The sequence below is a fragment of the Actinomadura harenae genome (assembly GCF_003696215.1).
GTDB lineage: Bacteria > Actinomycetota > Actinomycetes > Streptosporangiales > Streptosporangiaceae > Spirillospora > Spirillospora harenae.
Genome location: NZ_RFFG01000066.1, coordinates 20,210 through 45,163 on the forward strand (window position 1 = coordinate 20,210; position 24,954 = coordinate 45,163).

Genomic DNA, 24,954 nt, shown 5'->3' on the forward strand with positions numbered 1-24,954 from the left:
GTCGAATAAATAACTGTGAGCAAGTAGATCGTTGGTGTCGGCCTGGTAACGCCCTCAGTGCTTGTCGTCCCGCTGACCTGCGGCGTCGCCGGCGAACAGGCGGTCGAGGTTGGCCTCGGCCAGGGCGTGGACGGCCGTGATGGTGCCCTGTAGGAGCCCGTAGGACCGCATCGCCTCGGTGTAGGCCGCCGAAGCGATGTCGAGCGCCCGCCGAAGCGCGATGCGCTGGTCCAGCTCGCAGCCCATCAGCGACCCTCCGTCCAGCGATCCCGGGCGGCGTCGTCCGGGATGGAGTGGTCGAAGCGGTGGCGGCCGGGCGGGTGGCGAAGGGCGAGGCGGCGCAGCGCGGCCCCGGCGAAGCACGCGCCGGAGAGCGCACAGGCGGCGGCCAGCAGCGGCACGACCAGGACGTTCGCCATCACAGCACCCCTGTCAGATCGACGCGCAGGGTGCGGGCGAGAACCGTCGCCTTCTCCGCGAGCGTGTCGCCGGGGATCTCGCCGTAGCAGTCGGTGAGGAAGGCGACGTCCTGCCCGCCATCGGACGCATTGGCGACGCTGGCCCGGACGGTCCGCCGGATCTCCGGGACGCGCCGGTTCACCAGCTCCAGAAAGGCGTGCCCGTTGACGCTCAGCAGCAGCTTGCCGAGATGGTCATGCCACGGATGCATCTCCTGGTAGAGCATTTCCAGATAATCACGCTCGGTGTGTCTAGAAGCGGAGAAGTCCGGCATGTTTGGACCTTTCGAATTTCGCCTGACTGACGTTGACCCGCGTCCTAGAATCCTCGCCATAAGCTCGTGGCGCCACGAGTCCCGGACGGATTACTACAAGGCGAGGAGTGCCCGATGTCCGTAGCCGAGTCGCTCAACCCCACCGATTCCCTCTGGCACGCCACCGCCGTTCACCTGCGCACGGAGCGCAAGCGGCGCAGGCTCACCCTGGAGCAGGTCGCCGAGATCATCAGGGCGGATCGGCAGCGCGTAGGAAACTATGAGGCGAACCGTCTTCAGATCACCAAGGAGCACGCCGAGATCCTTGACCGGACGTGGGGCACCAACTTCGCCGTCATGCGCCACTTCGCCGTTCTGTTCGGTACCGAGCAGGACTGGGTGAAGGAGCTCTGGGACTACGAGAAGAACGCTTTGGTGATCAAGGCGTACATCGCGCACTTCATCCCTGTCCCCCTCCAGACCGAGGCGTACGCGCGGGCCGTCCTGGAGACGGTCCGTCTCACCAAGGATGTCGAGCAGGAAATGCAGGGGCGCATGGCCCGCACCGAGAAGCTTCTGAAGCAGAAGACTTCGCTCTGGTTGCTGATCGACGAATCCGCCTTGGAGCTGGACTGGCTGCCCTCGGACGAGGCCAAGAAGGAACAGCTCCAGAGGCTTCTCGACATGAGCGAACAGGTCAGTGTTCGCGTCATCAAGCACACCAAGCGCATGCACGGCGGTACGGCTGGGAGCTTTGAGGTCATCACCACTGCAACCGGGCAGGACGTCGGATACATTTGGGCGCAGATTGGTGGCAAAGTGGTACATGTATCCGACCAGGTTCGCGAGCTGTCGCTTCGATGGGACCGATTGGGGGCGAACGCCCTAACCGAGGACGACTCGCGCGCGCTGATCCGACAGAAGTTGGAGCGTCTGAAGTGAAGATCGTCTGGCGTAAGAGCACCCACTCCGGTGCTGGAAGCAGCGGTGGTGACTGCCTGGAGGTCGCCGACCTTGGTATTTCCGTGGGAGTGCGGGACAGCAAGGCGCCCCAGAGTGGTCACCTTTCGATCAGCCGTGCGTCGCTGATGACCCTCCTCCAGGAGATCAGGTCGAGCTAGTCAGGAGTTCGGCGACGGGTCGGCTCATCCAGCGAAGCAGGAGGTGCAGTCGTGAAGGTCGTCTGGCGGAAGAGCAGTCACTCCGGCGGCGGGACTGGCGGCGGTGGCGGGGATTGTGTTGAGGTGGCCGCGGTCGGTGCGTCGGTGGGTGTTCGTGACAGCAAGGCGCCGCAGGATGGCTACCTCTTGGTCGGGCGTGCTTCGCTGGCGGGGCTTGTTCGGCGGATCAGGGTGGACGAGTCGGTGCGCTGAGCTGCGGACGTGAGTGAGCCCCCTCCTTGGAGGGGGCTCTCCGTGTTCAGGTGGGGGTGACGGCGGTCGAGAGGGCGCTGATCGTCGGTCTTGCTGCTGCGGCAGGTTCTGGAACTGGTCGTCGCCCACGGCGCCCCTTCGTGGTCAGGCGTGTCGGCATCGATGTTGGAGGGGTTCGTGTACGGGCTTGAGGTGTTCAAGGGGGCCCTGCGCGGGGACGGCGCGAGTCTGGCGGTCTTGCGGCAGGACGCCGAGGTCGTCTGTGTCGCGGACGCGCTGGGGTCCGTGTTCCGGGTCGGGGCGACCGGCGACGGCGGCCAGGACGGGGTCGTGGCCGTCGTCGGCGCGTCGGGCGGCGGAAGCGTGACGACGATGGAGATACCGCGCGCGTTCCGGGTGCGGGAGATCGCCGCCGACACGACGCACTTCACCCTCACCGACGCCGGGGGACGCACCGTGCGGGGCACGCCCGCGCAGTTCGGGATGTACGTTCGGCGCCTGGATCGCGAGTGCAATCCGCTCTACGAAGAGCAGCTCGCGGAGGCGTTTCTGGCGACTCCGTTGCTGCCCGATGCGAGCTGGGGCGAGGACCGGACACCGCCGCTGCATGACCTCCTGCTCGGCACGGTCGCCTTCGGCACCGGCTACGAGACGACGGTCGCGATCGGCGAACTCGACATCTGGGTGACGTTCGACGCCGCCGATGCCGAGAAGGTCGCAGAGTTGACTCCGCAGGCGAGAAGCCTGGTCCAGGGGTTCGCCGCCGTCGCGCGGGACGGCCTGGAGTTCCTCTGGAGGCAGGGCGCGGACGGCACCGAGAGCGCCGAGGAGAAGGCCCACTTCATGGACGCGCTCTCACCCGGCGCTCTCCAGATCTTCCGATCGGGCGACTTCGCGGTGCACTACGAGGACGACGGCGAGTACTTCATGGAGGGCTACTGGCCCGCCGTGCAGTTCCGCGCCGACCGGACGCCCGTCTCCACCACCGTCGAAGCCTGACGGGCGGACTCAGGACTTGCGGTACGTGGTGTTCTCCGTCGTGTTCGGGGTGTGGAAGATGGCGTCCAGGTCGTAGTCGACCGGCACCTCGAGCTGCTCGTACGTGCAGGACTCGGGGGTGCGGTCGGGACGCCAGCGGCGGAACTGGCCCATGTGCCGGAACCGGTCGCCCTCCATCGCCTGGTAGGCGACCTCGACGACCAGGTCCGGGCGGAGCGGGACCCACGACAGGTCCTTCTTGCCCGTCCAGCGGGAGACGGCGCCGGGCATGCGGTCGGTGGTCGCCTCGTCCTGCTCGGCCCAGCCGGCCCACGGGTGCTCCGACAGGTCGTCGAGGCGGTAGGGCTTGAGCTCGTCGACGAGCTCGGCGCGGCGCTTCATGGGGAACGAGCCGACGACGCCCACATGCTGGAGGCGGCCCTCGTCGTTGTAGAGGCCGAGGAGCAGCGAACCGACGATCGGGCCGGACTTGTGCCAGCGGAACCCGGCGACGACGCAGTCGGCGGTGCGCTCGTGCTTCACCTTGAACAGGGCGCGCTTGTCCGGCTGGTAGGGGATGCCGCGCGGCTTGGCGATCACGCCGTCCAGGCCCGCGCCCTCGAACTCGGTGAACCAGCGGTTCGCGACCGCGCTCGACTCGGTCGCGGGCGTCACGTGGATCGGCGGCGCCGACTCCGCGAGCGCGTCGAGGAGACGGCCGCGGCGCTCGCCCAGCGGGACGTCCATCAGCGACTCGTCGCCGAGCGCCAGCAGGTCGAACGCCACGAACGACGCCGGCGTCTCCTCCGAGAGGAGCTTGATGCGCGACGCGGCCGGGTGGATGCGCTGCTGCAGCCGGTCGAAGTCGAGCCGGGTGCCGCTGCGCAGGACGATCTCGCCGTCCACGACGCAGCGCTCCGGGAGCTCCCGCTTCACGGCCTCGACCAGCTCGGGGAAGTACCTGGTCAGCGGCTTCTCACCGCGACTGGACAGCTCCACCTGGTCGCCGTCGCGGAAGATGATGCAGCGGAACCCGTCCCACTTCGGCTCGTACAGCAGGTCGCCCTCGGGCATGGTCTTGACCGCCTTGGCCAGCATCGGCGGCAGCGGCGGGCTGATCGGCAGGTCCATGGCCACCATCATGGCCCCCGCCGCCGACAGAATGCGGCGCCGGGGCGGCCGCTAAGGTGCTCGGCATGCGCAGACTTCTGCCCGAACCCGCAGGTCAGATCGACCCTTATGACGCGTACGCGGATGTTCCGCCGGTGCGTGTCGGGATGGTTCTGAGCGCGGACGGCTCGGTCACCGACCCCGAAGGCTGGACGGACGGCCTCGGCGGCGACGCCGACTTCCGCGTGTTCCGGACGCTGCGGGCGCTCACCGACGCGATCCTCGTGGGCGCCGCGACCGTCCGCACCGGCCGTCTCGGGCCCGCCCGCCTCCGTCCCGACCTGCGGGAGCGCCGCGGTGGGCCGCCCGCCCCGGTCGTCGTGGCCAGCCGCTCCCTCGACCTGCCCTGGGACCTGCCGCTGTTCACCGCCGCCGAGACCCCGACGATCGTGGTCACGCCGTCCGAGGGGGACGTGCCGCCGGAGATCCGCGTCGTCCGGGCGCCCGACCTGCGGAGCGCCGTCGAGGAGCTGCGCGACGGCCTCGGCCTGCGCCGTGTGCTCTGCGAGGGCGGCCCCGGGCTCACCACCGCGCTCCTCCGCGAGAACCTCGTGGACGAGATGTGCCTCAACGTCGCGCCGACGCTGCTCGGGTCCCGCTTCCACACCCGCCTGCTGACCGGCCTGGACGCGCCCGTCGATCTCGACCTGGCCTCCGTCCACGAGGACGAGGGCGTCCTGTTCCTCCGCTATCGCGTGGGCTATCCCGTCCGCTGATCACAGGCCGTACCGCAATCTTCACGAAACAGTCATGGACGGGTGGGGAACGCGCGACACTCGAGGCAGGGGGTGGAACGAACCACGGAGGGGAGCCGGGGTGGAGTTCGCCGCACTCGGGTCATGGGTCCTGGCCGCGCTCGCGGGCGCGTACCTGCTGGTGCGCTGGCTGGCGGCGGGTGGGCTGCGCGGTCAGCCCGCCAAGGTGACGCGCTTCCCCGCGGCCGTCGTGGTCGGGCATCCGGTGTCCGCGCTCACCGGCCTCTGCGCGTGGATCCTCTTCTGCGTCACCGGACGGCCCGCGTTCGCCTGGCTGGCCTTCGTGGTCCTGGTCGCCGCCGCGTGCCAGGGGCTGCTGCTGTTCACCCGCTGGCTCGTCGGCGCCGACGGCGGCGGACGCCACGCCCGGGGCGCCGACCAGCCCTTTCCCGCCGCGGCCGTCACGCTGCACGGCCTGGTCGCCGTCACCACCTTCGTCCTCGTCCTGCTCACCGCCCTCGCCGCGACCGACCACTGACCCTGGCGGGTGCGGCGGCGGTCAGGCGCGGCGCAGGACGGTGAGGGAGTGCTCGACGATCTCGACCCCGTCGCGCGCCTTCACCCGGGGACGTTCGCCGACCGTGCCGGGCGCGGCCGTGTCGAGCGCGACCTCCCAGCGCTCGCCGTACTCGGGCCCGGGGACGGTGAAGTCGACCGCGGCCGAGCCCGCGTTGACCAGCAGCAGGAACGAGTCGTCCCGGACGCGGCGTCCGCGCGCGTCCGGCTCGGTGATCGCCGCGCCGTTCAGGTAGACGCCGAGGGACTTGGCGAACCCGGCGTGCCAGTCGCCGTCGGTCATCGGCTCGCCGGACGGCGTGAGCCACGCGATGTCGGCGTCGTGGCCGTCCGAGCCCGCGCGGGCCCCCCGGAAGAACCGCCGCCGCCGGAACACCGGGTGCCGGAGGCGGAGCCGCGCCAGGTTCCGGACGAACTCCAGCTCGTCCCCGGCGTCCTCCGCCGCGTCCCAGTCGATCCAGGTCAGCTCGTTGTCCTGGCAGTACGCGTTGTTGTCGCCCCGCTGCGTCCGGCCGAGCTCGTCGCCGTGCGACAGCATCGGCACCCCCTGCGACAGGAACAGCGTCGCGAGCAGGTTGCGCCGCTGCCGCGCCCGCAGGGCGTTCACCGCCGGATCGTCGGTCGGGCCCTCGGCGCCGCAGTTCCAGGAGCGGTTGTCGTCGGTGCCGTCCCGGCCGTCCTCGCCGTTCGGCTCGTTGCGCTTGCGCTCGTAGGCGACGAGGTCGGCGAGCGTGAACCCGTCGTGGCAGGTCACGAAGTTGACCGACGCGAACGGCCGCCGCGCGCCGTGCTCGTACAGGTCGGACGACCCGGTCAGCCGCGACGCGAACTCCGGCAGCGTCGCGAACGACCCGCGCCAGAAGTCCCGCACCGTGTCGCGGTACTTGCCGTTCCACTCGCTCCACAGCGGCGGGAAGTTCCCGACCTGGTAGCCGCCCTCGCCGACGTCCCAGGGCTCCGCGATCAGCTTCACCTGCGACACCACCGGATCCTGCTGGACGAGGTCGAAGAACGCCGCCAGCCGGTCCACGTCGTGCAGCTCCCGCGCCAGCGCGCTCGCCAGATCGAACCGGAACCCGTCCACGTGCATTTCGAGAATCCAGTAGCGCAGCGAATCCATGATGAGCTGCAAGGCGTGCGGACTCCGCACGTTCAGCGAATTCCCACAGCCCGTGTAATCGAGGTGATAGCGCCGGTCGTCGTCCCGCAGCCTGTAGTAGGACGAGTTGTCGATCCCGCGGAACGACAGCGTCGGCCCCAGGTGGTCGCCTTCCGCCGTGTGGTTGTAGACGACGTCGAGAATGACCTCGATGCCCGCCCGGTGCAGCGTCCGCACCATCGCCTTGAACTCGAGGACCTGCTCACCGCACTGCCCGGACGCCGAATACGCGTTGTGCGGCGCGAGGAACCCGATCGTGTTGTACCCCCAGTAATTGGTCAGCCCCCGCGCCACCGTCGCGTGCTCCGGCGCGAACTGGTGCACCGGCATCAGCTCGACCGCCGTCACGCCGAGCCCGGTCAGATGGTCGACGACCACCGGATGCGCCAGCCCCGCGTACGTCCCGCGCTGCTCCTCCGGGACCCCCGGGTGCCGCATCGTCAGGCCCCGCACGTGCGCCTCGTACACGACCGTCCGGTGGTACGGCGTCCGGGGCGGCCGGTCGTCCGCCCAGTCGAAGAACGGATTGATGACCACGTTCTTCGGCATGTACGGCGCCGAGTCGGCGGTGTTCAGCTTGTCCGGGTGCCCGAACCGGTACGAGAACAGCGCCTCATGCCAGCGCACCCCGCCCACGACGGCCTTCCCGTACGGGTCGAGCAGCAGCTTCGACGGGTTGCACCGGTGCCCCGCCTCCGGCGTGTACGGCCCGTCCACCCGGTACCCGTACCGCTGCCCCGGCCCCACGCCCGGCAGGTACCCGTGCCACACGAACCCGTCCACCTCGGGCAGGACGATCCGCTCCTCCCGCCCGTCCGCTCCGAACAGGCAGACCTCCACCCGCCGCGCCACCTCGGAGAACAACGCGAACCCGGTCCCCGACCCGTCCCACGTGGCCCCCAGCGGATAAGCCTCTCCCGGCCAGACCTCCCGCCCCACCGTCCCACTCCTCGACCCCGAATCGCCCTAACCCGACGCTCCACACCTACCCAACAAAAGGCCAGGTTGTACGGCAAAGGCTGATTGCGGCTGATCCCGCTCTCCGAGTGGGATCAGCCGGGCAGGATCAGCCGGGGTCGCTGGGCGAGGACCTCGGGAACGCGGTCGAAGGTGCGGGCCTGCGTGACCAGCTCGGCGTCGATGCACCCGAGCAGCCAGTAGAGGGTCGCGTGGCGCTTCTCCAGCGGACGGTCGTGGATCGGCTCGTAGTGCATGATCCGATTGCGGAACAGCACCATGCTCAGGAAGGGCTTGTGCAGGTTGCGGCGCGGCCCGTGGTAGCCGGGGAAGGCGCGGTGCAGCACCGGCACCCAGAACCCCCGGTCGGACGCCCTGCTCAGCAACTCCACCCAGAAGCCGAAGGTCAGCTCGGCGACCACGTCGTCGCAGGTGACGGGCCGATCATGGTCACGGACCACCTTGCGGCGAGCCTTGCGCCTGGCGTCGTCGACCTTGAGACGCGACTCCGGGAGGAGCGGAGCCACCCGCCACCAGTCGTCGCATCCGTGATGCTCGCGGAGCCGGTCGTTGAGCGAGTTGCGGAGCGAGACCTCCAGCCAGTGCAGCGGGCCGTAGAAGGCCGCGGAGACCTCCACGTTCCACGTGTACAGCCCCAGCACGGCGTCGGTCTGTGCGCTCGTCGCGAGGAGGTAGGGGTTGAGGCGGGAGCGGGACAGGGCTCGGCGGAGCCAGTCGGGCGGAGGGGTCGAGTTCATGGGGCACTCCGGGGGGAAGCCGTCAGGGACGGCGCTTCGGTGGTAGTCTTCCTCTTGGAAGCCCCGGGTCCGCCTCTGCATCGCATGCCGCCCGGGGCACAGTTCTTTCCACGGTGAGATCGCTTTGCGGTCTCACCGTTTTCTTTTTGCGCTGGGAAAACCCTACAGTCGCCGAAGATGTGCTGGCGAAAGGACAAATCCCCGTCTAATTACTCAAAAGGGAGTTGCCAGACGGTTTCGTCGCCGGAGGTTCTTTCGGTGGGGCGCATGCCGAGTTTTCTGGCGACGGACTCGGACGGGGCGTTGGCCGGGTGGACGGCGGCGACGATCGTCCGGACGTTGTGGGCGTGGAGCCAGTCGACGAGGGCCTGGGCGGCCTCGGTGGCGAAGCCGAAGCCCTGGTACGGCATGCCGACGACCCACGCGATCCAGGTCTCGGCGGGGGTGACGGTGGCCTGGACGGTTCCGACGGGACGGCCGTCGCGGGTGCGGCGGACGATCCAGTTGAGCCATCCCTCCTGGTGGAAGGGGGCCGGGCCCTCGGCGAGGCGGGCGTAGCGGGCGCGCAGTTCGGGGAGGGAGAGGGGCTCGCCGCCGAGGTGGGTGTGCAGGCGCGGGTCGTCCAGGACCTCGGCCATCTCGTCCGCGTGGTGGACGGTCAGGGGCTCCAGGACGAGGCGCTGGGTGCGGAGGGGTTCCGCCAGGGGACCGAACACGCGGACGAGCTTAGGGGGTCACCGGGCGTCGCCGGCGCAGCCTCGCCCGGGGTCAGGGCGCGGGGCGCAGGCGCCGGGACCAGACGCCCCCGGGGTGCTCGCGCGGGGGGAGCCAGAGCCAGGGCTGCGTGCGGCGGAAGTCGAGGGTGGTGCCGGGCTGCCAGGGGAACAGGTCGGCGCCGTCCGGCCAGACGACCTGGAGGTAGGGGAGGGGAGGGCGGCGGTAGAAGGACACGGCGCCCGGAAACGCCGCGTTGTACCAGGTGGGCTCGACGGCGCGGAAGGACGCGGGGTGGCCGCGCGCGGCGTCCGGGGCGACCTCGCCGTCCTCGGCCGGGCCTCCCTCGGCGGCGCGGCGGCCGAGGGTGTTGAGGGTCTCCTCCATCTCGTACACGTCGCCGCCGAACATGGCGAGCTCCGGGGCGCGGAAGCTGTGCCAGAGGCCGATGCTGTAGACCCAGCCGGGCGTCGGGTCCTCGGGCTGGACGAGGACGACGCTGAAGCCGTACTGGGAGATGTGCACGATCGTGCGGAGGTTGAAGGTGTCCAGGCGGTCGCGGTCACCGTAGTCGTGGTCCAGTACGCAGTGGCACTCAGAACGGCCGTCGGACATGTCGCAAGCTTACGATCATTTCCGGGCGGTGGTCGTGCGTGCGCGGTCGGTTTCGGTGGAATGGGGCCGGACCTCGCGTCCATGGCTTTATTGATCTTGCCGTGGTTCACTGGCCGGGGACGGGGCCGTTTGTTGGAGTCCGAGCCATGGAGACACGGGGTCGGAGGACGGATGCGCGGCCTATGAGCGCGGACGGTCGGTCGGTCGTCGGACGGGTCGTCTCACCCCTGTTGGTGGGGCGGGACGAGGAGATGGCGAGGCTGGTCGGCGCGGTCGCGCGCGCCCCGGCGGTCGTGGTCGTGACCGGCGAGGCGGGCATCGGCAAGACCCGGCTCGTCGCCGAGATGGCGGGCCGTCCCGAACTCCGCGGCCGCCGTGTCCTCACCGGAACGTGCCGCCGCATCCGCGAGCCCTTCCCCCTCGGTCCCATCGTCGAAGCCCTCCGCGACACCGCCGCCGCCCTCGGCGAGGAGGGGGCGGGCGCGCTGTCCCGGGTGGCGGGGGCGCTGCGGCCGCTGCTGCCGGAGCTGGAGGACGTCCTGCCGCCCGCGCCGCAGCCGCTCGGTGACCGGCTGGCCGAGCGGCACCGGATCTTCCGTGGGCTGGCGCAGGTGTTCGCCGCGCTCGGCCCGACCGTCCTCGTCGTGGAGGACGCGCACTGGGCGGACGAGCAGACCCTGGAGTTCCTCGACTACCTGCTCGCGGGCCCGCCGCCCGCGCTGTCGGTCGTGGTCACCTACCGGGGCGAGGACGCGGGCCCCGACGTGCGCCTGGTCACGGCGCGTCCGGCCGCCGAGGTGACGCGCGAGCGGATCGAGCTCGCCCCGCTGGACGTCGCGCGCACGCGCGAGCTCACGCAGGCGATCCTCGACGCCGACCGGATCACCGACGAACTCGCCGCCTACCTGTGCGAACGCGCCTCGGGGGTGCCGCTGGCCGTCCAGGAACTGCTGGCGTTGCTGCGCCAGCGCGGCACGCTCGCGTGGCGGCGCGGACGCTGGGCGCGCCGGACCGTCGCCGAGCTGGACGTCCCGGTGCGCGTCCGCGACTCGGTCCTCGAACGTGTCGCGCGGCTCTCGGACGGCGCCCGCGCGGTCGCCGAGGCCGCCGCCGTCCTGATGACCGCCGTCCCGCAGGCCGTGCTGCTGGACGCGGCGCGCGGCGGCACCGCCGACGGCCTGGACGAGGCGGTCGAGTCCGGGCTGATCGGCGAGCGCGGCGGCGACTTCGGGTTCCGGCACGTCCTCGCCGCGCAGGCGGTGTCCGAGGAGATCCCCACCGCCCGCCGCCGTGACCTGCACGGCCGGGCCGCCGACGCGGTCCGGCACCTGGACCGGGTGCCGCTCGGCGTGCTGGCGCACCACCTGCGCGAGTCCGGCAGGGTCGCCGAGTGGGTGGACGTCGCGGTCCGCGCCGCCGAGCGGGCGACCGAGCTGCGGGACGACGCGGAGGCGTTCCGGCTGCTGGACGGCGTGCTCCGCGACGCCGACCTCGAGCCCGTCCGGCGCGCGGAGCTGACCGTCCTGCTGGCGAAGGCGGCGTTCGAGACGTTGCGCGTCCCGGACCTGCGCACGGTGTTCGCCCGCGCCCTGGCCGCCGACCTGCCGCGCCGGCTGCGCGCCGAGCTGCGCCTCCGGCTCGGCCTGTACCTGGACTCGGTCGGCCTCGACCCGGACGAGAAGTGGGTGAGCGTCCGGGAGTCGGTGGAGCACCTGGACCAGCGCGCGGGCCTCGCCGCATGGGGGATGCTCGCGCTCGGCATGCCCACCGAGCCGACCGGCCTCCCCGTCGCCGAGCGCCGCGGGTGGGTGGACCGTGCCATCGCGACCCTCCCGAACATCGAGGAGCCCGCGCAGCGGCAGTTCGTCCTCGGCAAGGCGTCGATGGCCCGGCTCCTCACCGGCGACCCACGCTGGACGGACCTGCGCGACCGGATCCGCGGCGGGCCCGCCGAGATCGACTCGCGGCGCGCGAACGCGTTCTACTCGCTCGGGATCGGCGCCGGGTTCGCCGGGCACCACGAGGTCGCGCGCGACTCGCTGCGCACCGCGCTGGAGATCGGCACCGAGATGGACCCGACCGGCGGCATCGCCTACCGCAGCCGCGCCGGGCTGCTGCTGGTGTCCTACCTGCGCGGCGAGTGGGACGGGCTCGCGGACGCCGTCCCCGAGGTGCTGGACGGGCTGCGCGACCGCACCGAGAGCATGTTCGCCGAGGCCGTCGCCGTGTGCCTGGACGTCGCGGCGGACAACCCGCCGGGCATCGTCGACCGGCTGCGCGCGGTCGCCGAGGTGGCCGTCCCGGGCGACGCCATGCTGCTCGCGGTCATCGTGGACGCGTGGCTGCGGCCCGCCGTCGCGGGCGGCGCGGCGGCGGAGGCGCTCGCCGACACGGCCGCGTACGTCGACCTCTGGGAGACGCGCGGGATGTGGGCGGCCGGTGTCCGGGCCGTCCCGTCGCTGGTCGAGGCGCTGATCGCGGACGGGCGGACGGACGACGCCCGCGCGCTGACAGAGCGGTACACCGACCGATTGGCCGGACTTGACGCGCCAATGGCCCAATGTGCGCTAACGTACGCGCGCGGGTTGCTGGCCGCCGCCGACGGCGGCGGGTCACGGGCGGGCGCGGCGTACGCGGCCGCCGCCGAGGGTTATGAGAGACTCCCCGCGCCGTACGAGGCGGCGCGGGCGCGAGAGCACGCGGCCGGGGCGCTACGTGGGGTGGACGCCCCGGCCGCGTCCGCCTTCCTGGCCCGGGCCGCGACCGCCTTCGAGCGTCTCGGCGCGACCCGCGACCTCGACCGCGTCGCCCGCACGGCCCGTCGCCGGGGGATCGAGCTCGCACCGCGCCCGGCGCCCAGGCGGGGACCGCGCGGTTACGGCGGCGCCCTCTCACCGCGCGAACGCGAGGTCGCCGAGCTGGCCGCGTCCGGCCTCACCAACCGTGACATCGCGAGCCGCCTGTACGTGTCGCCGAAGACCGTCGAGAAGCACCTCGCGTCCGCGCTGCGCAAACTCGGGCTCCGCACCCGCGCCGGGCTCGCCGCCCGCCTCGCCGAGGGCCCCGGCGCCGCCACCGGCTGACCCGGCGCCGCCACCGGCTGGACCCGCGCCGGCCGACCGCGTCCCGGCCGGCCCACCCCCAGAGGTTTCGGCGTCGCACCTCGTCGCCGTTCGGCCCACGGGCCGTTCCTCCGGGGACCCCCATCGGTTTCCGGAGGTCCCGTCCGTCCCGTGAATGGGTGATCTTCCCCATCCCGCCGCGGCCCGCCGCGCGCCGATCCTTGCCGCATGTCCAGTGCGCAACCGGCGCGTCCGCCGGAACCGGACGAGCCGGACGAGCCGGACCCGGAGGACGAGGAGTGGGTGGACGCGCGAGTCCGCCCCGAGGCGAACCCGGGGACCGGCAGGACCGACAGGAGGATCGGTGTCCAGATTCCGACTGACCGCCGCGCTCGCACGAGCGAGGCAGGCGAAGCGCGGGGAACGGCGGCGCGGGGAACGGTGTAGAGCGGGCCGGGGGCGGCGCCGGACGGGGATCGCGGTCGGCGTGACCGCGGTGCTGGCGACGGCGGGGGCCGCCGGCGGGACGGCGACGGCGGGACCGGGGGAGCGCGTGGCCGCGCCGCCCCCGGGCCCACGGGCGGCCGGAGCGGCCGCGCCCGCCGCGAAGGTCGTGAAGAGCGCGGACGTGACGCTGGTGACCGGCGACCGCTTCCGCGTGGACGTGGCCGAGGACGGCTCGCAGCAGGTCGCCCCCTTGGACGCCGTGGGGGAGAACGGCGGCACGTTCACGCAGTTCACCTACGACGGGGACGCGTACGTGATCCCCGCGAAGGCCGCGCCGTTCCTCGGCACGACCCTCGACCCGCGCCTGTTCGACGTGGGCTACCTCGTGCGGGCGAAACTCGACGACGGGCACGCCTCGTCCCTGCCGGTGACGGTCAGGGCGACGTCGGCGAAGGCGGACGGCCTGCCCGGGACGAGCGTCACCTCCTCCTCGGGCGGGACCGTCCGCGCGAAGGTCGCCAAGAGGAAGGCGGCCGGGTTCGGCGCCCTCCTCGCCAGGAACTGGGAGGCGGCGAGGGGCGGGGGCGGCTCGGCGACGCCGGGCCTCTCCGGCGTGGACCAGATGACCCTGGCCGTCCCGGGCGGCGCGCCGAAGCTCCCGGCCGCGCCGCCGCTCGTCCGTACGGCCGCCCCGAAGGCCACGGTGAACGGCGGGGCGAACGGCCCGGCGAACAGCCCGGTGAACGGCGCGGCGAAGGGCGGCGTCAGGTACCGCACGCTGACCGTCGACTCCATCGACCAGGACGGCAAGCCCGGCGTGATGATCGGGTTCGTCCACAGCGTGGACGACGCGACCCTCGGCGACTTCGGCATGGCCGCCCCGGGCAACGGCAGGCGGGCGTTCAGCGTTCCCGAGGGCACCTACAGCATCGAGGCGAGCGTGCTCACCGGCCCGGGGACCGACCGGAGCAGCCGCGCCGCGCTCGTCATCGAACCCGAGCTCACCGTCAAGGGCGACACCACGGTCGTCCTGGACGCCCGGAAGGCCGTCCAGTACCGGACGGACCTCGCCGCTCCGCCGAAGCCGGACATGCCACGCGTCGACTTCATGGCGTTCCTCCGCGGGGACACGCACGGGAAGCAGGAGGGCGTGCCGCCGAACGGAGTGGGCTCGCTCGCGGGCTTCTACGACATGCGGCTCGGCTCGTCCATCTACAACGGCAACCCCAAGCTGTACGTCACGCCGACCAAACCGGTCACCAAGGGCACGCTGCACTTCCTCGAGACGACCTCGCTGAGCACCGGCACCGGCAGCGTGATCGGCTCGGGCCCCACCTACAAGACGCTGTTCCTCAGCGAGGGGTCCGTCCCCGCGGTCCAGACGCATTCGCTCGCCCAGTCCGACTTCGCGACGGTGGAGTCCCGGCTGCACAACGTGCCGTCGGACGACGCGTCCACCGGCCCGGCGCAGTGGTACACCAACGCGTTCCTGCCCTGGACCTACACGTCGGTCGGGCACGCCGGGGCCGTCCCGGCCGGTGACCGCACCGACTACCTGTACAGCAACACCCCCGACCAGGTCGTGTGGGAATGGGCCTTCACCCCGGACAAGGGCGGCCGGCGGAACGACCCGCGCCGGACGCTGAAGCCCGGCCAGGTGGTGCGGCAGGAGTTCGGCGGTGCGCCGCCCACGCCGTCCGTCGCGGCGGAGTACCTCAAGAGCGTCGACGTCGTCATCGGAGGCGGGGATCATGCCCCCACCACCGACGACGCCCTCGCACAGGTGTGCGTCGCCTGCCGTCAGGGCGACCTCGCCGCCCTGTTCCTCCGGGGCGGAGCGGACACCGACCCGACGCACCACGCCTACGTCAACGGCGAGGGCAACGAGATGCGCTTCTACCGGGACGGCAAGCTCGCCTACTCCACCGAGGTCGAGCCCTCGAACATCCGGTACAGCCCGGACCCGGCGAACCTGCCGCTGGCGCCCCGTCCCGCCGACTACCGGCTCGTCTGGGAATCGTCCGACCCGGACGTCCCGGACGCCACCGGCACGACGGACTGGAGGTTCCGCTCCGCGCCCGGCGGCGCCACCGCGACGCTGCCGAAGACGGCGTTCTGCGGTCTGGACACGTCCACGTCCTGCTCGTTCCTGCCGCTGCTGTTCGTGACCTACGACCTGAAGCTGGACGCCGACTCGCGCGCCAAGGCCGGGCAGCCGTTCGACGTCGGGTTCCGCGTCTCGCACCAGCAGTACCAGGCCGCCCCGACCGGGGTGACCGGCACCGTCGAGGTCTCCTACGACGACGGCGCGACCTGGTCCGGGCCGTCCGCCGCCACGGCGGGGTCGGACGGCGTGTTCCACGCCTCCGTCACCCACCCCGCCTACGACCGGGACCACCGCTGGGTGTCCCTGCGGGTCACCGCGCACGACGCGGACGGCTCGTCCGTCACGCAGACCAACGTCCACGCCTACCGGCTCGACGGCTGAGCGGGGAGCCGACATGAGGATCACCAGAAGGAAGCTGGCCACGCTGGCCGCGACCGGAGCGCTCGCCGTCACGGCCGTCGTCCCGGTGTCCGCGTCCGCCGCGCCGTCCGCGCCGTCCGGCGGGGCTCCGCAGGGGCGTCCGGCCTGCGCCGTCGCCGAGACCAAGGCCAAAGCCAACACCAAGACCACGACCACGACCAAGGCGGCCGACTGCATGCTGCGGTTCGCGACGCCGAAGGCGGGCAAGGCGCGGAGGTTCACCGCCAAGGCGGGCCTCGCCCAGGCCGGTCCCGGACGGACCGCCGCGCTCAAGGCCGCCGCCGAGGGCGTCCCGCCCGGGGGGCTCACCGCCGCCGACCTCCAGGACGCCTACAAACTCCCGAGCGACCTGCTCGGCGGGCGGAGCACGATCGCGGTCGTCGTCCCGTTCGACGTCACCGCCGCCGAGCAGGACCTGAACACCTACCGCGCGGCGAACGGCATGCACGTGTGCGACGCCGAGTTCCCGTGCTTCCGGAAGACCGGCCAGCGCGGCGGCGGCACCCTGCCGCCGTCCGACCCGGCCTGGGGCCTGCACGCGGCCGTCGGCCTGGACATGGCCTCGGCCGCGTGCCCCAACTGCGACCTGCTCCTGGTCGAGGCCGACGCCGCCACCCTCGCCGACCAGGGCGCGGCCGTCGACCAGGCGGTCGCGCAGGGCGCGCGGACGGTCGTCGTCATGGACGGCTGGTTCGCCGAGTACGAGGGCCAGGGCGCGCAGGCGTCGCACTTCGACCACCCGGGCGTCGCGGTCGTCGCCGCGTCGGGGGGATCGGGGTTCAACGGCGACGGACACCAGGCGCTGCCCGCCGCGTACCCGACGGTCGTCGCCGTCGGCGGAACCGACCTGTACCGGGACGCGTCGTCCGGGCGCGGCTGGACGGAGACGCCGTGGCGGAAGACCTCGTCCGGCTGCTCGCTGTACGAGAAGCGGCCGTCCTGGCAGAAGAAGGGCGCCTGCGGCGACCACCGGACGGTCGCCGACGCCGCGGCCGTCGCGTCCGAGTACACCCCGGCCTCGGCCTACGACTCGGGCAACGGCGGCTGGGTGAACGTGTCGGGTCCCCCTCTCGCGGCCGCGCTCGTCGCGGGCGTGTACGGCCTGGCCGGGAACACCTCGTCCACGCCCGCCCCCCAGCGGCTCTACTCCCACGCCAGGTCCCTGTTCGACCTCACCTCCGGGGCGAACGGCCTCTGCGCCGCCGCCTACCTCTGCACGGCGGGCGCCGGATACGACGGCCCGAGCGGCATGGGCGCCCCCAACGGCATCGGTGCCTTCTGATCAGCGCCTTCTGATCGGTGGCTTCTAGGAGACAGGCAATGCGAAACCCCCTGCGCAGCAGACGAAACCCCCTCCCCGACACCCCCCGGCGGCCACGCCGCGCGACGGCGCTGCTCGGCCTCGGCACACTGGTCACCGGCACGCTGTCCGGCGTCCTCGCCGGCTCGGCGGTCCCCGCGAACGCGGCCTGCACCCCCGCCTGGAAGATGGAGACCCCGGCGTTCCCCGCCAGCGAGGTCCAGGACGTCGAGGCCCTGTCGGCCAAGGACGTCCGGTTCACCGCGAACGTGGACTCCGACTGGGGCGCCGGACTGTCCGAGACCGTCTGGGACGGGTCGAAGAACACCGGCACCGGCCCGCAGATCCCGGTGCAGCCGAAGCGCCCGGTCTTCAAGGGCACCCGTGGTTCCTATGACTCGGCGTCCAGCGGCTGGGTCATCGTCCAGCCCGCCGGCGGCGGGGCCGACATCGCCGTCATGACGATGGCGCGCTGGGACGGCGGCCGGTGGAGGCTCTACCCGACCGCCGCCTCGCCCGATCCGAAGAACGGCCGCGTCCGGCTGCTGGACGTGGCGTCCGTGGCCCCGGACGACGCCTGGGCCGTCGGCGACCTCGACATGAGCGGCGCGCTCCTCGAGCACTGGGACGGCACCGAGTGGACGCTCGCCGACCACCCCTCGGCCTCGGGCCAGGGGTCGGCGCTGATCCAGATCGACGCCGTGTCCGCGAACGACGTCTGGGCCGTCGGCTACAAGCGCGCGCGGCCCGCCGAGGGCGTGTTCATCCCGTACGCGGAGCACTACGACGGCACGAAGTGGACCGAGGTCGAGCTGCCCTCGGTCGTCGCGCCCGGCATGCCCGAGGGGATCGCCAGCACCGTCGTGGCGAACGGCCCGGACGACGTCTACATCGGCGGCTGGCGCGGCACCTGGACCGACTGGAACGGCTACCGCGGCCTGGTCATGCACTGGGACGGCAAGAAGTGGTCCGTCGACACCGGGCCGGGCGACGTGAAGCAGGGCGGCTTCATGAACGCCCTCTACGCCGCCGGACCGGACGACCTGTGGGCGATCGCCGACTCCACCCTCCTGCACCGGACCGGCACCACCTGGACGAAGGTCGCCCCGGAGGGCGCCCAGCCCGGCGGAGGCGGCGCCGCGGGGGTCACCTACCTCTACCGGGCGCTCGCGGGCTCCGGCCCGGGCGACGTCTGGGCGGTCGGCTCCTACGAGTACACCGACCCGTCCCCCATGCCCGGACTGGCGTACGCGACCAAGCGCACGGCGCTCGCCCACCTGACCTGCGGAGTGCGGTGACATGCGGCTTCTGGAAGCCATGCGGCTCTCTCGACCGACCGCCGGGACCACCGCGGCGGTGCTGTGCGCGGCGTCCCTCGTGACGGCCACGCTGACGTCCGGTGCGGCGCAGGCGGCGCCGGCGGCGCCCAGGCCGGCGGCGCTGGACGCCGACGTGCGCGCGGCCTACGCCACGTCCGGCACGGCGAACATCTGGATCCGGATGGCCGACCGGGCCGACCTGTCCGGCGCGGTGCGGGTCAAGGACCGCGCCGAACGCGGCCGGGCGGTCATGAACGGCCTCAAGGCCGAGGCGAGCGCGACGCAGGGGCCCGTCCAGAAGGCGCTGAAGGACGCCGGCCTCGGCGGCAGGTCCTACTGGGCGACCAACGCGGTCTACGCCGCGAACGTCCCGGAGAGCGTGGCGCGGAAGCTCGCCGCGATCCCGGGCGTGGCCGAGATCCGGCCGTCCCGGACGTACCGGGTGCAGAAGCCGGTCGAGACGGCCGGACCGAAGACGCCGGCGAAGACGCCGGCGAAGGCGAAGGCCGGAGCGACGGGCTCCACGCGGGCGGCGGTCGCCTGGGGCGTCACCGACATCAAGGCCGACCAGGTCTGGACCCGGACCGGGCGGCGCGGCGAGGGTATCGTCGTCGCCAACGTCGACACCGGCGCGCAGTACGACCACCCGGCGCTCGTCCGGCAGTACCGGGGCAACAACGGCGACGGGACGTTCACCAACGACTACAACTGGTACGACCCGTCCGGCATGTGCAAGAGCGCGACGCCCTGCGACAACAACGAGCACGGCACCCACACCATGGGGACCATGGTCGGCGACGACGGCCAAGGCGAGCGGATCGGCGTCGCGCCGGGCGCGACGTGGATCGCGGCCAAGGGCTGCGAGACCGACAGCTGCTCCGACACCAACCTGCTCGCCGCGCTCCAGTGGATGCTCGCCCCGACCGACCACGACAACGCGAACCCCGACCCGTCCAGGCGACCGGACGTGGTGAACAACTCGTGGGGGTCGCCGCCGTCCAACGAGCCGATGTTCGAGGACGTCGAGCTCGCGTGGGCCGCCTCCGGGATCATGGGCGTGTGGGCCAACGGCAACGACGGCCCGAACTGCGGGACGGCGGGCGCGCCCGGCAGCCGCACGATCAACTACTCGGTCGGCGCGTACGACCCGGCGGGCAAGGCCGCCCCGTTCTCCAGCCGGGGTCCGGGCCAGGACGGCCTGGTCAAGCCGAACATCTCGGCCCCCGGCGTGGACGTCCGCTCCTCGGTCCCCGGCGGCGGGTACGCCGAGCTCAGCGGCACCTCGATGGCGACGCCGCACGTCGCGGGCGCGGTGGCCCTGCTGTGGTCGGCCCGTCCGGAGTACCGGCGGGACCTGGAGAAGACGCGGGACCTGCTGAACCTCACCGCCGTGGACACCCCGGACGGCCAGTGCGGCGGGACGCCCGGGAACAACAACGTCTACGGCGAGGGCCGCCTGGACGCCCTCGCCCTCGTCGACGCGGGCACGGCGGGGCTGGGCGACGTGTCCGGGACGGTCACGGACGCCTCGTCCGGCCAGGCCGTCGCGGGCGCGACCGTCCACGCGTCCGGCCCGGTGGACCGCGCCTTCACCACCGGCGCGGACGGCGCCTACCGGTTCCGCCTCACCGCCGGTGACTACGAGATCAGCACCACCGCGTTCGGCTACGTGACCGGGACGACCACCCTCACCGTCGGCAAGGACGGCTCGCAGACCCAGGGCATCGCCCTGGCCCCGACCCCGCGCGTCGACCTGACCGGAACCGTCACCGACGGGTCCGGCAAGGGCGGCGGCCTCCCGGCGAAGATCGTCGCGAGGGACGGCGAGGGGCACGCGTGGTCGGCGTCCGCCGACGCGTCCGGGGCCTACACCCTGCCCCTGCTGCCGAACCTGGCCTACACCGTCACCTACACCTCCACCGAGCCCGGCTACGAACCCGCGACCCGGACGGTCACGCTCGGCGGCGCCGGCCGGACCGAGGACGTCGGCCTGACCGTCACCCTCGCCTGCGTCGCCAAGGGCTACCAGGTCACCCGGGACGGCGGCACCGAGGGCTTCGACGGCACCCGCCTCCCCAAGGGCTGGCAGCTCACCAACGCCGACCCCGGCATCCCCAACTACGCCCACCAGCCCGGATGGGAGTTCACCGACCCGGGTGGACGCGGCAACCACACCGGCGGCGCCGGCGGCTTCGCCGTCGTCGACTCCCAGCACACCGGCCCCGGCCACGTCCAGGACACCTACCTGACCAGCCCGTCCTACGACATGTCCAAGCGCACCAAGGCCACGATCGAGTTCGCCCAGGACCTGAAGCCCGCCGTCAACTCCACGACGTCCGTGGACGTCAGTCTCGACGGCGGTAAGACCTGGACGAACGCCTGGACCGCCAAGGGCTTCCCCGGCGCCCCCGGGCCGTCCGCCCAGGTCGTCCCGATCCCGCAGGCCAACGGAAGGTCCAGCGTCCGCTACCGCCTCCACTACCGGGGCCAGTTCTCCGGCTGGTGGGCCGTCGACGACGCCTTCGCCGGCGACCGCGCCTGCACCCCGTCCACCCACTAGCGGAAGCGACACGAGGTGCCCGGACGAACCGTCCGGGCACCTCGCTCGCGTCCGGTCACTTGAAGGGGTTGGTGGTCTGCCGGTCCTGCGGGAGGAAGGACGCCTGGCCGAGGAGCGCGGCGAACTCGGCCACCTTCGACGGCTGGTGGGGGAACGGGTTCCCGTAGAGCCGCACCTTGTAGGGGCCCATGGTCGTCTCCGTGAGTTCGTTGCGAGGCCCTGAGCCCTGGCCGGGGAGCCGGGGTCGCCTCGCGCCGGCCGGGTAGACGTCGATCTGGAGGCGCTGCTTCGCGAACGCGCCTCCGAAGACGAGGAAGCCGCCGAAGGCCGGTGTGCTGGACCCGGTCGTTTCGGCGTACAACTCCCGCACCTCGAACGGTTCCTTCAGGCCGCGGAAGCGCACCGGGAAGCGGATCGGCTCCGTGGCCCGGGCGAAGACGGCGCTCTCGGCGATCTTCACGACCGTCGCGGGGTCTCGCGTGACCTTGGTGCTGACCCTGAGGGACGCCGACCTGTCCGAGGCGTAGTTCCAGACGATCTGGATGGCATTCGACCGATCGGCTCTGGGATGGCCGAGCCAGGCCGCCGCCTTCCCGTTCACGGTGAGGTTCCCGGTGGCGCGCGGTAGGGGGTCGGGTCGTGTGCCGGTCGTCAGCTGGATGGGCGCGACGTCCTGTGGGTCGGTGAAGCCGGGCTTGGCCGCCGAGACGGTCGTGTTGAGGCTGAGGGAGCCTGCCGCGGCGCGGACGCCGTACTCGCGGTAGCCGTCCGGGAGCCATCCGAACGAGGCCGTCCGCGTCAGGGTCCGCACTTCTCCCGGGCCCCCGGACGTGGCGTTCTGGGCGGGCGGGGTGCGGCGGACCGTCCCGGAGCCTCCGTCGGCCAGGACGGAGTAGGAGACGCCCGCGATGGCGACGCAGGCCGCCGTCACGGCCGCGGCAGCTCGGGCGCGGCGGGTTCGGCGGGTTCGGGTGCCGCGGGTGCGGGCGGTGGCGATGTCGACGTGGCCGGACGCGGGGAGCGGGGCGTCCGCCAGGGCGCGGAGCTCGTCGCGGAGGTGGGATTCCAGGCTCTCGTTCATCGTCCCTCCAGGTGGCCGCGCAGGGTGGTGAGGGCCCGGGAGGCCTGGCTCTTGACGTTGCCCTCCGAGCAGCCGAGGACCGTGGCGGTGTCGGCGACCGAGAGGTCGCAGTAGTAGCGGAGCACGACCACGGCGCGCTGGCGCGGCGCGAGCGAGGCCAGCGCGTCCCGCAGGTCGAGACCGCCGTCGGGGTCGCCCGAGTCGGACGCGCGGTCCGGGGGAGCGACCAGCGAGGTCCGCCGCCACCACGCCTTGCGGCGCTCCGCGAGGAACTCCCGGACGAGCACGACGCGCGTGTACGCGTCCAGGCTCTCGGCGCGGCGGGCCTTCGCCCAATGCACGAACAGCTTGTAGATGGTCTGCTGGGTCAGGTCGTCCGCGGCGGTCCAGTCGCCGCAGAGCAGGTAGGCGGTGCGGCGGATCCAGGTGACGCGCCCCGACACGTAGGCGGTGTAGCCGCCGTCGGCGTCCTCGGCGCCTCGGACACCGACGTCGTCCGCGGGCACGGCCGGGGCCGTCATGGGGCCGTCCTTCTCGTACATCGCTTCACACCCCCCTGATGCGTCCCGCCGCGCGGAGGGTTGCACGGCCGGACGATCTCCTTTCGCGCCCGGTGCGAGAATGGGCGCATGACGAGCAGGCCGGCGCGCCGGCGCGGCACGGAGCTGGAGGACGCGATCCTCGGCGCGGCGGTGGACGAGCTGACCGAGTCCGGTTTCGCGGGCCTGACCATGGACCGGGTCGCGGCGCGCGCCGGGACGAACAAGAACGCGATCTACCGCCGCTGGCCGAACCGGCTCGCGCTCGGCGTCGCCGCGTACCGGCGGCTCGCCACGAAGGTCCCGGTGCCGGACACCGGCGACCTGCGCGCGGACGCGCTGGAGCTCCTGCGCGGCGCGAACCGGCTCTGGAGCTCGCCGCTCGGCGCGATCCTGCGCGAGCTGCTCGTCGCCGCAGGGGGGGCGGCGGAGCTGGTCGCGCAGTTGCAGGACCAGTCGGGCGTCGCGGCGCCGTGGCTGACCGTCCTCGGGCGGGCGGTCGCGCGGGGCGAGGTCGCGCCCGAGGCCCTCCACCCGCGGGTCGCGACGGTCGCGATCGTCCTGCTGCGGAACGAGTTCGTGGTGCGGGGCGTGCCGTCCGCGCCGGACGACGTCCTCGTCGAGATCGTCGACGAGGTGTTCCTGCCCCTGGTCACGAGCCGTCCGCCGAGCCGGTCCGAGCGCTGATCCGGGCCGCGATCCGGTCGACGTCGAAGCGTTCGGCGGGCGGGAGCGGAGCGCCCACGGACGTCCGGATCGCGTCGGCCTCGGCGAGCAGCCGGGACGCCTCGGCGGTGTCGCCCGTGAGGGAGCGCGCCCCGGCGAGGCCCTCCAGCGCGAGCGCGACCGCGCGCGGGTCGCCGGTCTCGCGGGCGGTCTCCAGCGCGGTCGTGTGCAGCGCCTCGGCGGACGCGGCGTCGCCGCGCTGCTCGGCGGCGAACCCGAGCTGGGTCTGGATGAACGCGATGCCCGCCGTCCCGCCGATGCCGCGCAGCCACGGCAGGCGGCTGCGCAGGTGCTCCTCGGCGGCGTCCAGGTCGCCGCGGCGCCGGGCGACCAGGGCGAGGCCGATCGCGGCGAACTCCTCGGCCGACCGGGACGACCGGTCGCGGGCGAGGCCGAGCGCGCGTTCGTGCAGGTCGTGGGCCTTGTCGAGGTCTCCTTCGAGGAGCGCGACGCGGCCCAGCCCGGACAGCGCGAACGACACCTCCGCCCACATGCCGAGGCGTTCGGCGCGGCGCGCCACCTCGCGGCGCATGCGGACGGCCCGCGCGTAGTCGGCGACGATCTCGGCGTGCCGGGCGACGGCGTCGGCGGCCTCCAGCTCGCCCCACGCGTCGCCGAGCTCGCCGAACAGGCGGAGGCTGCGTTCGGCGTCGTCCCGCATGTCGGCCAGGTCGCCGCCGACCATGCGCAGTTTCGCGCGCGTGCTCAGGACGGCGGCCTCTCCCCAGCGGTCGCCTTCGTCCTTGAACAGGGCGAGCGCGCGCTCTAGGCGGGCCTGGTTGGCGGGCAGGTCCCCGTAGGGCCAGTGGACGAACGTCAGGAACCACAGCGACCAGGCGTCCGCGTCCGGGCCGAGGGCCGCCTTCCTCAGGGTTTCGGACTCGTCGCCCTCTCCCGACAGCATCGTCAGGCCGTTCAGCCAAACGCGCGTCCGCCGCAGGACGTGTTCGGGCGCGTCTTGGGCGAGGGCGAGCGTCAGGTAGCGGCGGGCCTCGTTGAGCCGTCCGCGAAGGAACCAGTACCAGCCGAGCGCGTTCGCCAGGACGGGATCGGCCCGGTGGTCCAGCGCGGCGCGGAAGTTGGCGCCCTCACGATCGAGCCGCTGGAGCCAGCGCTCCTGTTCCGGCCCGCGCAGATACGGGACGGCCCGTTCGGCCAGCGCCGTGTAGTACCGGGCATGACGCGCGCGCACGAGGTCCTCCTCGCCCGCTTCCCGGAGACGCTCAAGGCAGTAGTCGGCGACGGACTCCAGCAGCCGGTACCGCCGGTCCTCGGTGAACACGACGAGCGACCGGTCGACGAGCCGCGTGAGGACGTCGATGTCCGGATCCCCGCATACCTCCTCGGCGGCTTCGAGCGTGCAGCCGTCCGCGTGGACGGCCAGCCTGCGCAGCGCGACCCGCTCCGGATCGCTCAGCAGCTCCCAGCTCCAGTCGATGACGGCGCGCAGCGTCTGCTGCCGGGCGGGCCCGCCGCGCCGGGTGAGCAGCCGGAACCGGTCGTCCAGCCGTTCGGCGAGGGCGTCCACGCCGAGGGCCCGGACGCGCGTCGCGGCGAGTTCCAGGGCGAGGGGCAGGCCGTCCAGGCGGCGGCAGACGGCCGCGACCGCCGCCGCGTTGCCGCCGGTCACCGCGAAGCCCGGCGCGGCCGCGGCGGCGCGCGCCGCGAACAGCCGCTCGGCGTTCC

23 protein-coding genes are annotated in these 24,954 nt (G+C 72.8%); 12 read left to right on the top strand and 11 right to left on the bottom strand.

Annotation, left to right across the window (positions count from 1 at the left end):
- Positions 1 to 54 precede the first annotated feature (54 nt).
- The 3 genes from EBO15_RS29495 to EBO15_RS29500 are packed head-to-tail and all read right to left on the bottom strand — an operon-like array spanning position 55 to position 733.
- A complete protein-coding gene (locus EBO15_RS29495) occupies positions 55 to 246 on the bottom strand; it encodes a hypothetical protein (RefSeq protein ID WP_122197733.1) in 192 nt (63 codons plus the stop codon).
- Positions 246 to 419 (bottom strand): hypothetical protein, encoded by a 174-nt coding sequence (locus EBO15_RS44515; protein ID WP_158628385.1) that lies wholly within the window; start codon positions 417 to 419, stop codon positions 246 to 248. The genes EBO15_RS29495 and EBO15_RS44515 overlap by 1 nt, the downstream gene beginning before the upstream one ends.
- On the bottom strand, positions 419 to 733 hold the full coding sequence (locus tag EBO15_RS29500) for a hypothetical protein (RefSeq protein ID WP_147481703.1): 315 nt from the start codon (positions 731 to 733) through the stop codon (positions 419 to 421). Before EBO15_RS29500 ends, EBO15_RS44515 begins: the two co-directional genes overlap by 1 nt.
- Positions 734 to 847: 114 nt before the next feature.
- On the opposite strand from EBO15_RS29500, the gene EBO15_RS29505 reads away from it, so the two are divergent.
- From EBO15_RS29505 to EBO15_RS29520, 4 genes are all read left to right on the top strand, one after another.
- Entirely contained in the window at positions 848 to 1,654 is an 807-nt protein-coding gene (locus EBO15_RS29505) for a helix-turn-helix domain-containing protein (RefSeq protein WP_122197735.1), read from the top strand.
- Entirely contained in the window at positions 1,573 to 1,833 is a 261-nt protein-coding gene (locus tag EBO15_RS29510; RefSeq protein WP_122197755.1) for a DUF397 domain-containing protein, read from the top strand. The genes EBO15_RS29505 and EBO15_RS29510 overlap by 82 nt, the downstream gene beginning before the upstream one ends.
- A gap of 51 nt (positions 1,834 to 1,884) precedes the next feature.
- Positions 1,885 to 2,085, top strand: coding sequence for a DUF397 domain-containing protein (locus EBO15_RS29515; protein WP_122197736.1), 201 nt, complete (start codon positions 1,885 to 1,887; stop codon positions 2,083 to 2,085).
- Between the two features lie 177 nt (positions 2,086 to 2,262).
- A complete protein-coding gene (locus EBO15_RS29520; protein ID WP_147481704.1) occupies positions 2,263 to 3,084 on the top strand; it encodes a hypothetical protein in 822 nt (273 codons plus the stop codon).
- A 9-nt stretch (positions 3,085 to 3,093) separates the two neighbouring features.
- On the opposite strand, the gene EBO15_RS29525 is transcribed toward EBO15_RS29520, so the two are convergent.
- Positions 3,094 to 4,194 carry an ATP-dependent DNA ligase gene (locus EBO15_RS29525; protein WP_122197738.1) on the bottom strand — a complete coding sequence of 367 codons (1,101 nt, stop codon included), beginning with the start codon at positions 4,192 to 4,194 and terminating at the stop codon, positions 3,094 to 3,096.
- 65 nt (positions 4,195 to 4,259) lie between these two features.
- Here EBO15_RS29525 and EBO15_RS29530 point away from each other — a divergent pair, with 65 nt between their 5' ends.
- Positions 4,260 to 4,949, top strand: a complete 690-nt coding sequence (locus EBO15_RS29530) for a dihydrofolate reductase family protein (RefSeq protein ID WP_122197739.1) — start codon at positions 4,260 to 4,262, stop codon at positions 4,947 to 4,949.
- A gap of 100 nt (positions 4,950 to 5,049) precedes the next feature.
- Complete coding sequence (locus tag EBO15_RS29535) at positions 5,050 to 5,466, top strand: hypothetical protein (RefSeq protein ID WP_122197740.1); 417 nt, start codon at positions 5,050 to 5,052, stop codon at positions 5,464 to 5,466.
- 21 nt (positions 5,467 to 5,487) lie between these two features.
- On the opposite strand, the gene glgX is transcribed toward EBO15_RS29535, so the two are convergent.
- From glgX to EBO15_RS29555, 4 genes are all read right to left on the bottom strand, one after another.
- A complete protein-coding gene (gene glgX / locus EBO15_RS29540) occupies positions 5,488 to 7,602 on the bottom strand; it encodes a glycogen debranching protein GlgX (RefSeq protein ID WP_122197741.1) in 2,115 nt (704 codons plus the stop codon).
- Positions 7,603 to 7,715: 113 nt separating this feature from the next.
- Positions 7,716 to 8,378: a hypothetical protein gene (locus tag EBO15_RS29545; RefSeq protein WP_122197742.1), complete on the bottom strand. Its 663-nt coding sequence runs from the start codon at positions 8,376 to 8,378 to the stop codon at positions 7,716 to 7,718.
- A 209-nt stretch (positions 8,379 to 8,587) separates the two neighbouring features.
- Positions 8,588 to 9,094 (bottom strand): GNAT family N-acetyltransferase, encoded by a 507-nt coding sequence (locus EBO15_RS29550; RefSeq protein WP_122197743.1) that lies wholly within the window; start codon positions 9,092 to 9,094, stop codon positions 8,588 to 8,590.
- Positions 9,095 to 9,146: 52 nt separating this feature from the next.
- Entirely contained in the window at positions 9,147 to 9,707 is a 561-nt protein-coding gene (locus EBO15_RS29555) for a DUF4262 domain-containing protein (protein WP_122197744.1), read from the bottom strand.
- Between the two features lie 182 nt (positions 9,708 to 9,889).
- Here EBO15_RS29555 and EBO15_RS29560 point away from each other — a divergent pair, with 182 nt between their 5' ends.
- The 5 genes from EBO15_RS29560 to EBO15_RS29580 all read left to right on the top strand — a co-directional run bounded on the left by EBO15_RS29560 (position 9,890) and on the right by EBO15_RS29580 (position 20,922).
- Positions 9,890 to 12,790 (top strand): helix-turn-helix transcriptional regulator, encoded by a 2,901-nt coding sequence (locus EBO15_RS29560; protein WP_122197745.1) that lies wholly within the window; start codon positions 9,890 to 9,892, stop codon positions 12,788 to 12,790.
- Positions 12,791 to 13,256: 466 nt separating this feature from the next.
- The gene (locus EBO15_RS29565) at positions 13,257 to 15,704 is read left to right on the top strand and encodes a hypothetical protein (protein ID WP_122197746.1); all 2,448 of its coding nucleotides are present in this window, start codon (positions 13,257 to 13,259) and stop codon (positions 15,702 to 15,704) included.
- Positions 15,705 to 15,717: 13 nt separating this feature from the next.
- Positions 15,718 to 17,025, top strand: a complete 1,308-nt coding sequence (locus EBO15_RS29570) for a S8/S53 family peptidase (protein ID WP_122197747.1) — start codon at positions 15,718 to 15,720, stop codon at positions 17,023 to 17,025.
- A gap of 38 nt (positions 17,026 to 17,063) precedes the next feature.
- A complete protein-coding gene (locus tag EBO15_RS29575; protein WP_122197748.1) occupies positions 17,064 to 18,341 on the top strand; it encodes a hypothetical protein in 1,278 nt (425 codons plus the stop codon).
- Position 18,342: 1 nt separating this feature from the next.
- Entirely contained in the window at positions 18,343 to 20,922 is a 2,580-nt protein-coding gene (locus tag EBO15_RS29580; RefSeq protein ID WP_122197749.1) for a S8 family serine peptidase, read from the top strand.
- A gap of 55 nt (positions 20,923 to 20,977) precedes the next feature.
- Here EBO15_RS29580 and EBO15_RS29585 read toward each other — a convergent pair whose 3' ends face one another.
- The gene (locus EBO15_RS29585; protein WP_122197750.1) at positions 20,978 to 22,003 is read right to left on the bottom strand and encodes a hypothetical protein; all 1,026 of its coding nucleotides are present in this window, start codon (positions 22,001 to 22,003) and stop codon (positions 20,978 to 20,980) included.
- Positions 22,000 to 22,545: a SigE family RNA polymerase sigma factor gene (locus EBO15_RS29590; RefSeq protein WP_233616515.1), complete on the bottom strand. Its 546-nt coding sequence runs from the start codon at positions 22,543 to 22,545 to the stop codon at positions 22,000 to 22,002. Before EBO15_RS29590 ends, EBO15_RS29585 begins: the two co-directional genes overlap by 4 nt.
- A gap of 87 nt (positions 22,546 to 22,632) precedes the next feature.
- Between EBO15_RS29590 and EBO15_RS29595 the strand changes: the two genes are divergently transcribed.
- Positions 22,633 to 23,229: a TetR/AcrR family transcriptional regulator gene (locus EBO15_RS29595; RefSeq protein ID WP_122197751.1), complete on the top strand. Its 597-nt coding sequence runs from the start codon at positions 22,633 to 22,635 to the stop codon at positions 23,227 to 23,229.
- Here the strand turns inward: EBO15_RS29595 and EBO15_RS44520 are convergent.
- On the bottom strand, positions 23,195 to 24,954 hold a 1,760-nt coding region (locus tag EBO15_RS44520), incomplete at its 5' end, for an ATP-binding protein (RefSeq protein ID WP_325051944.1). The genes EBO15_RS29595 and EBO15_RS44520 overlap by 35 nt on opposite strands.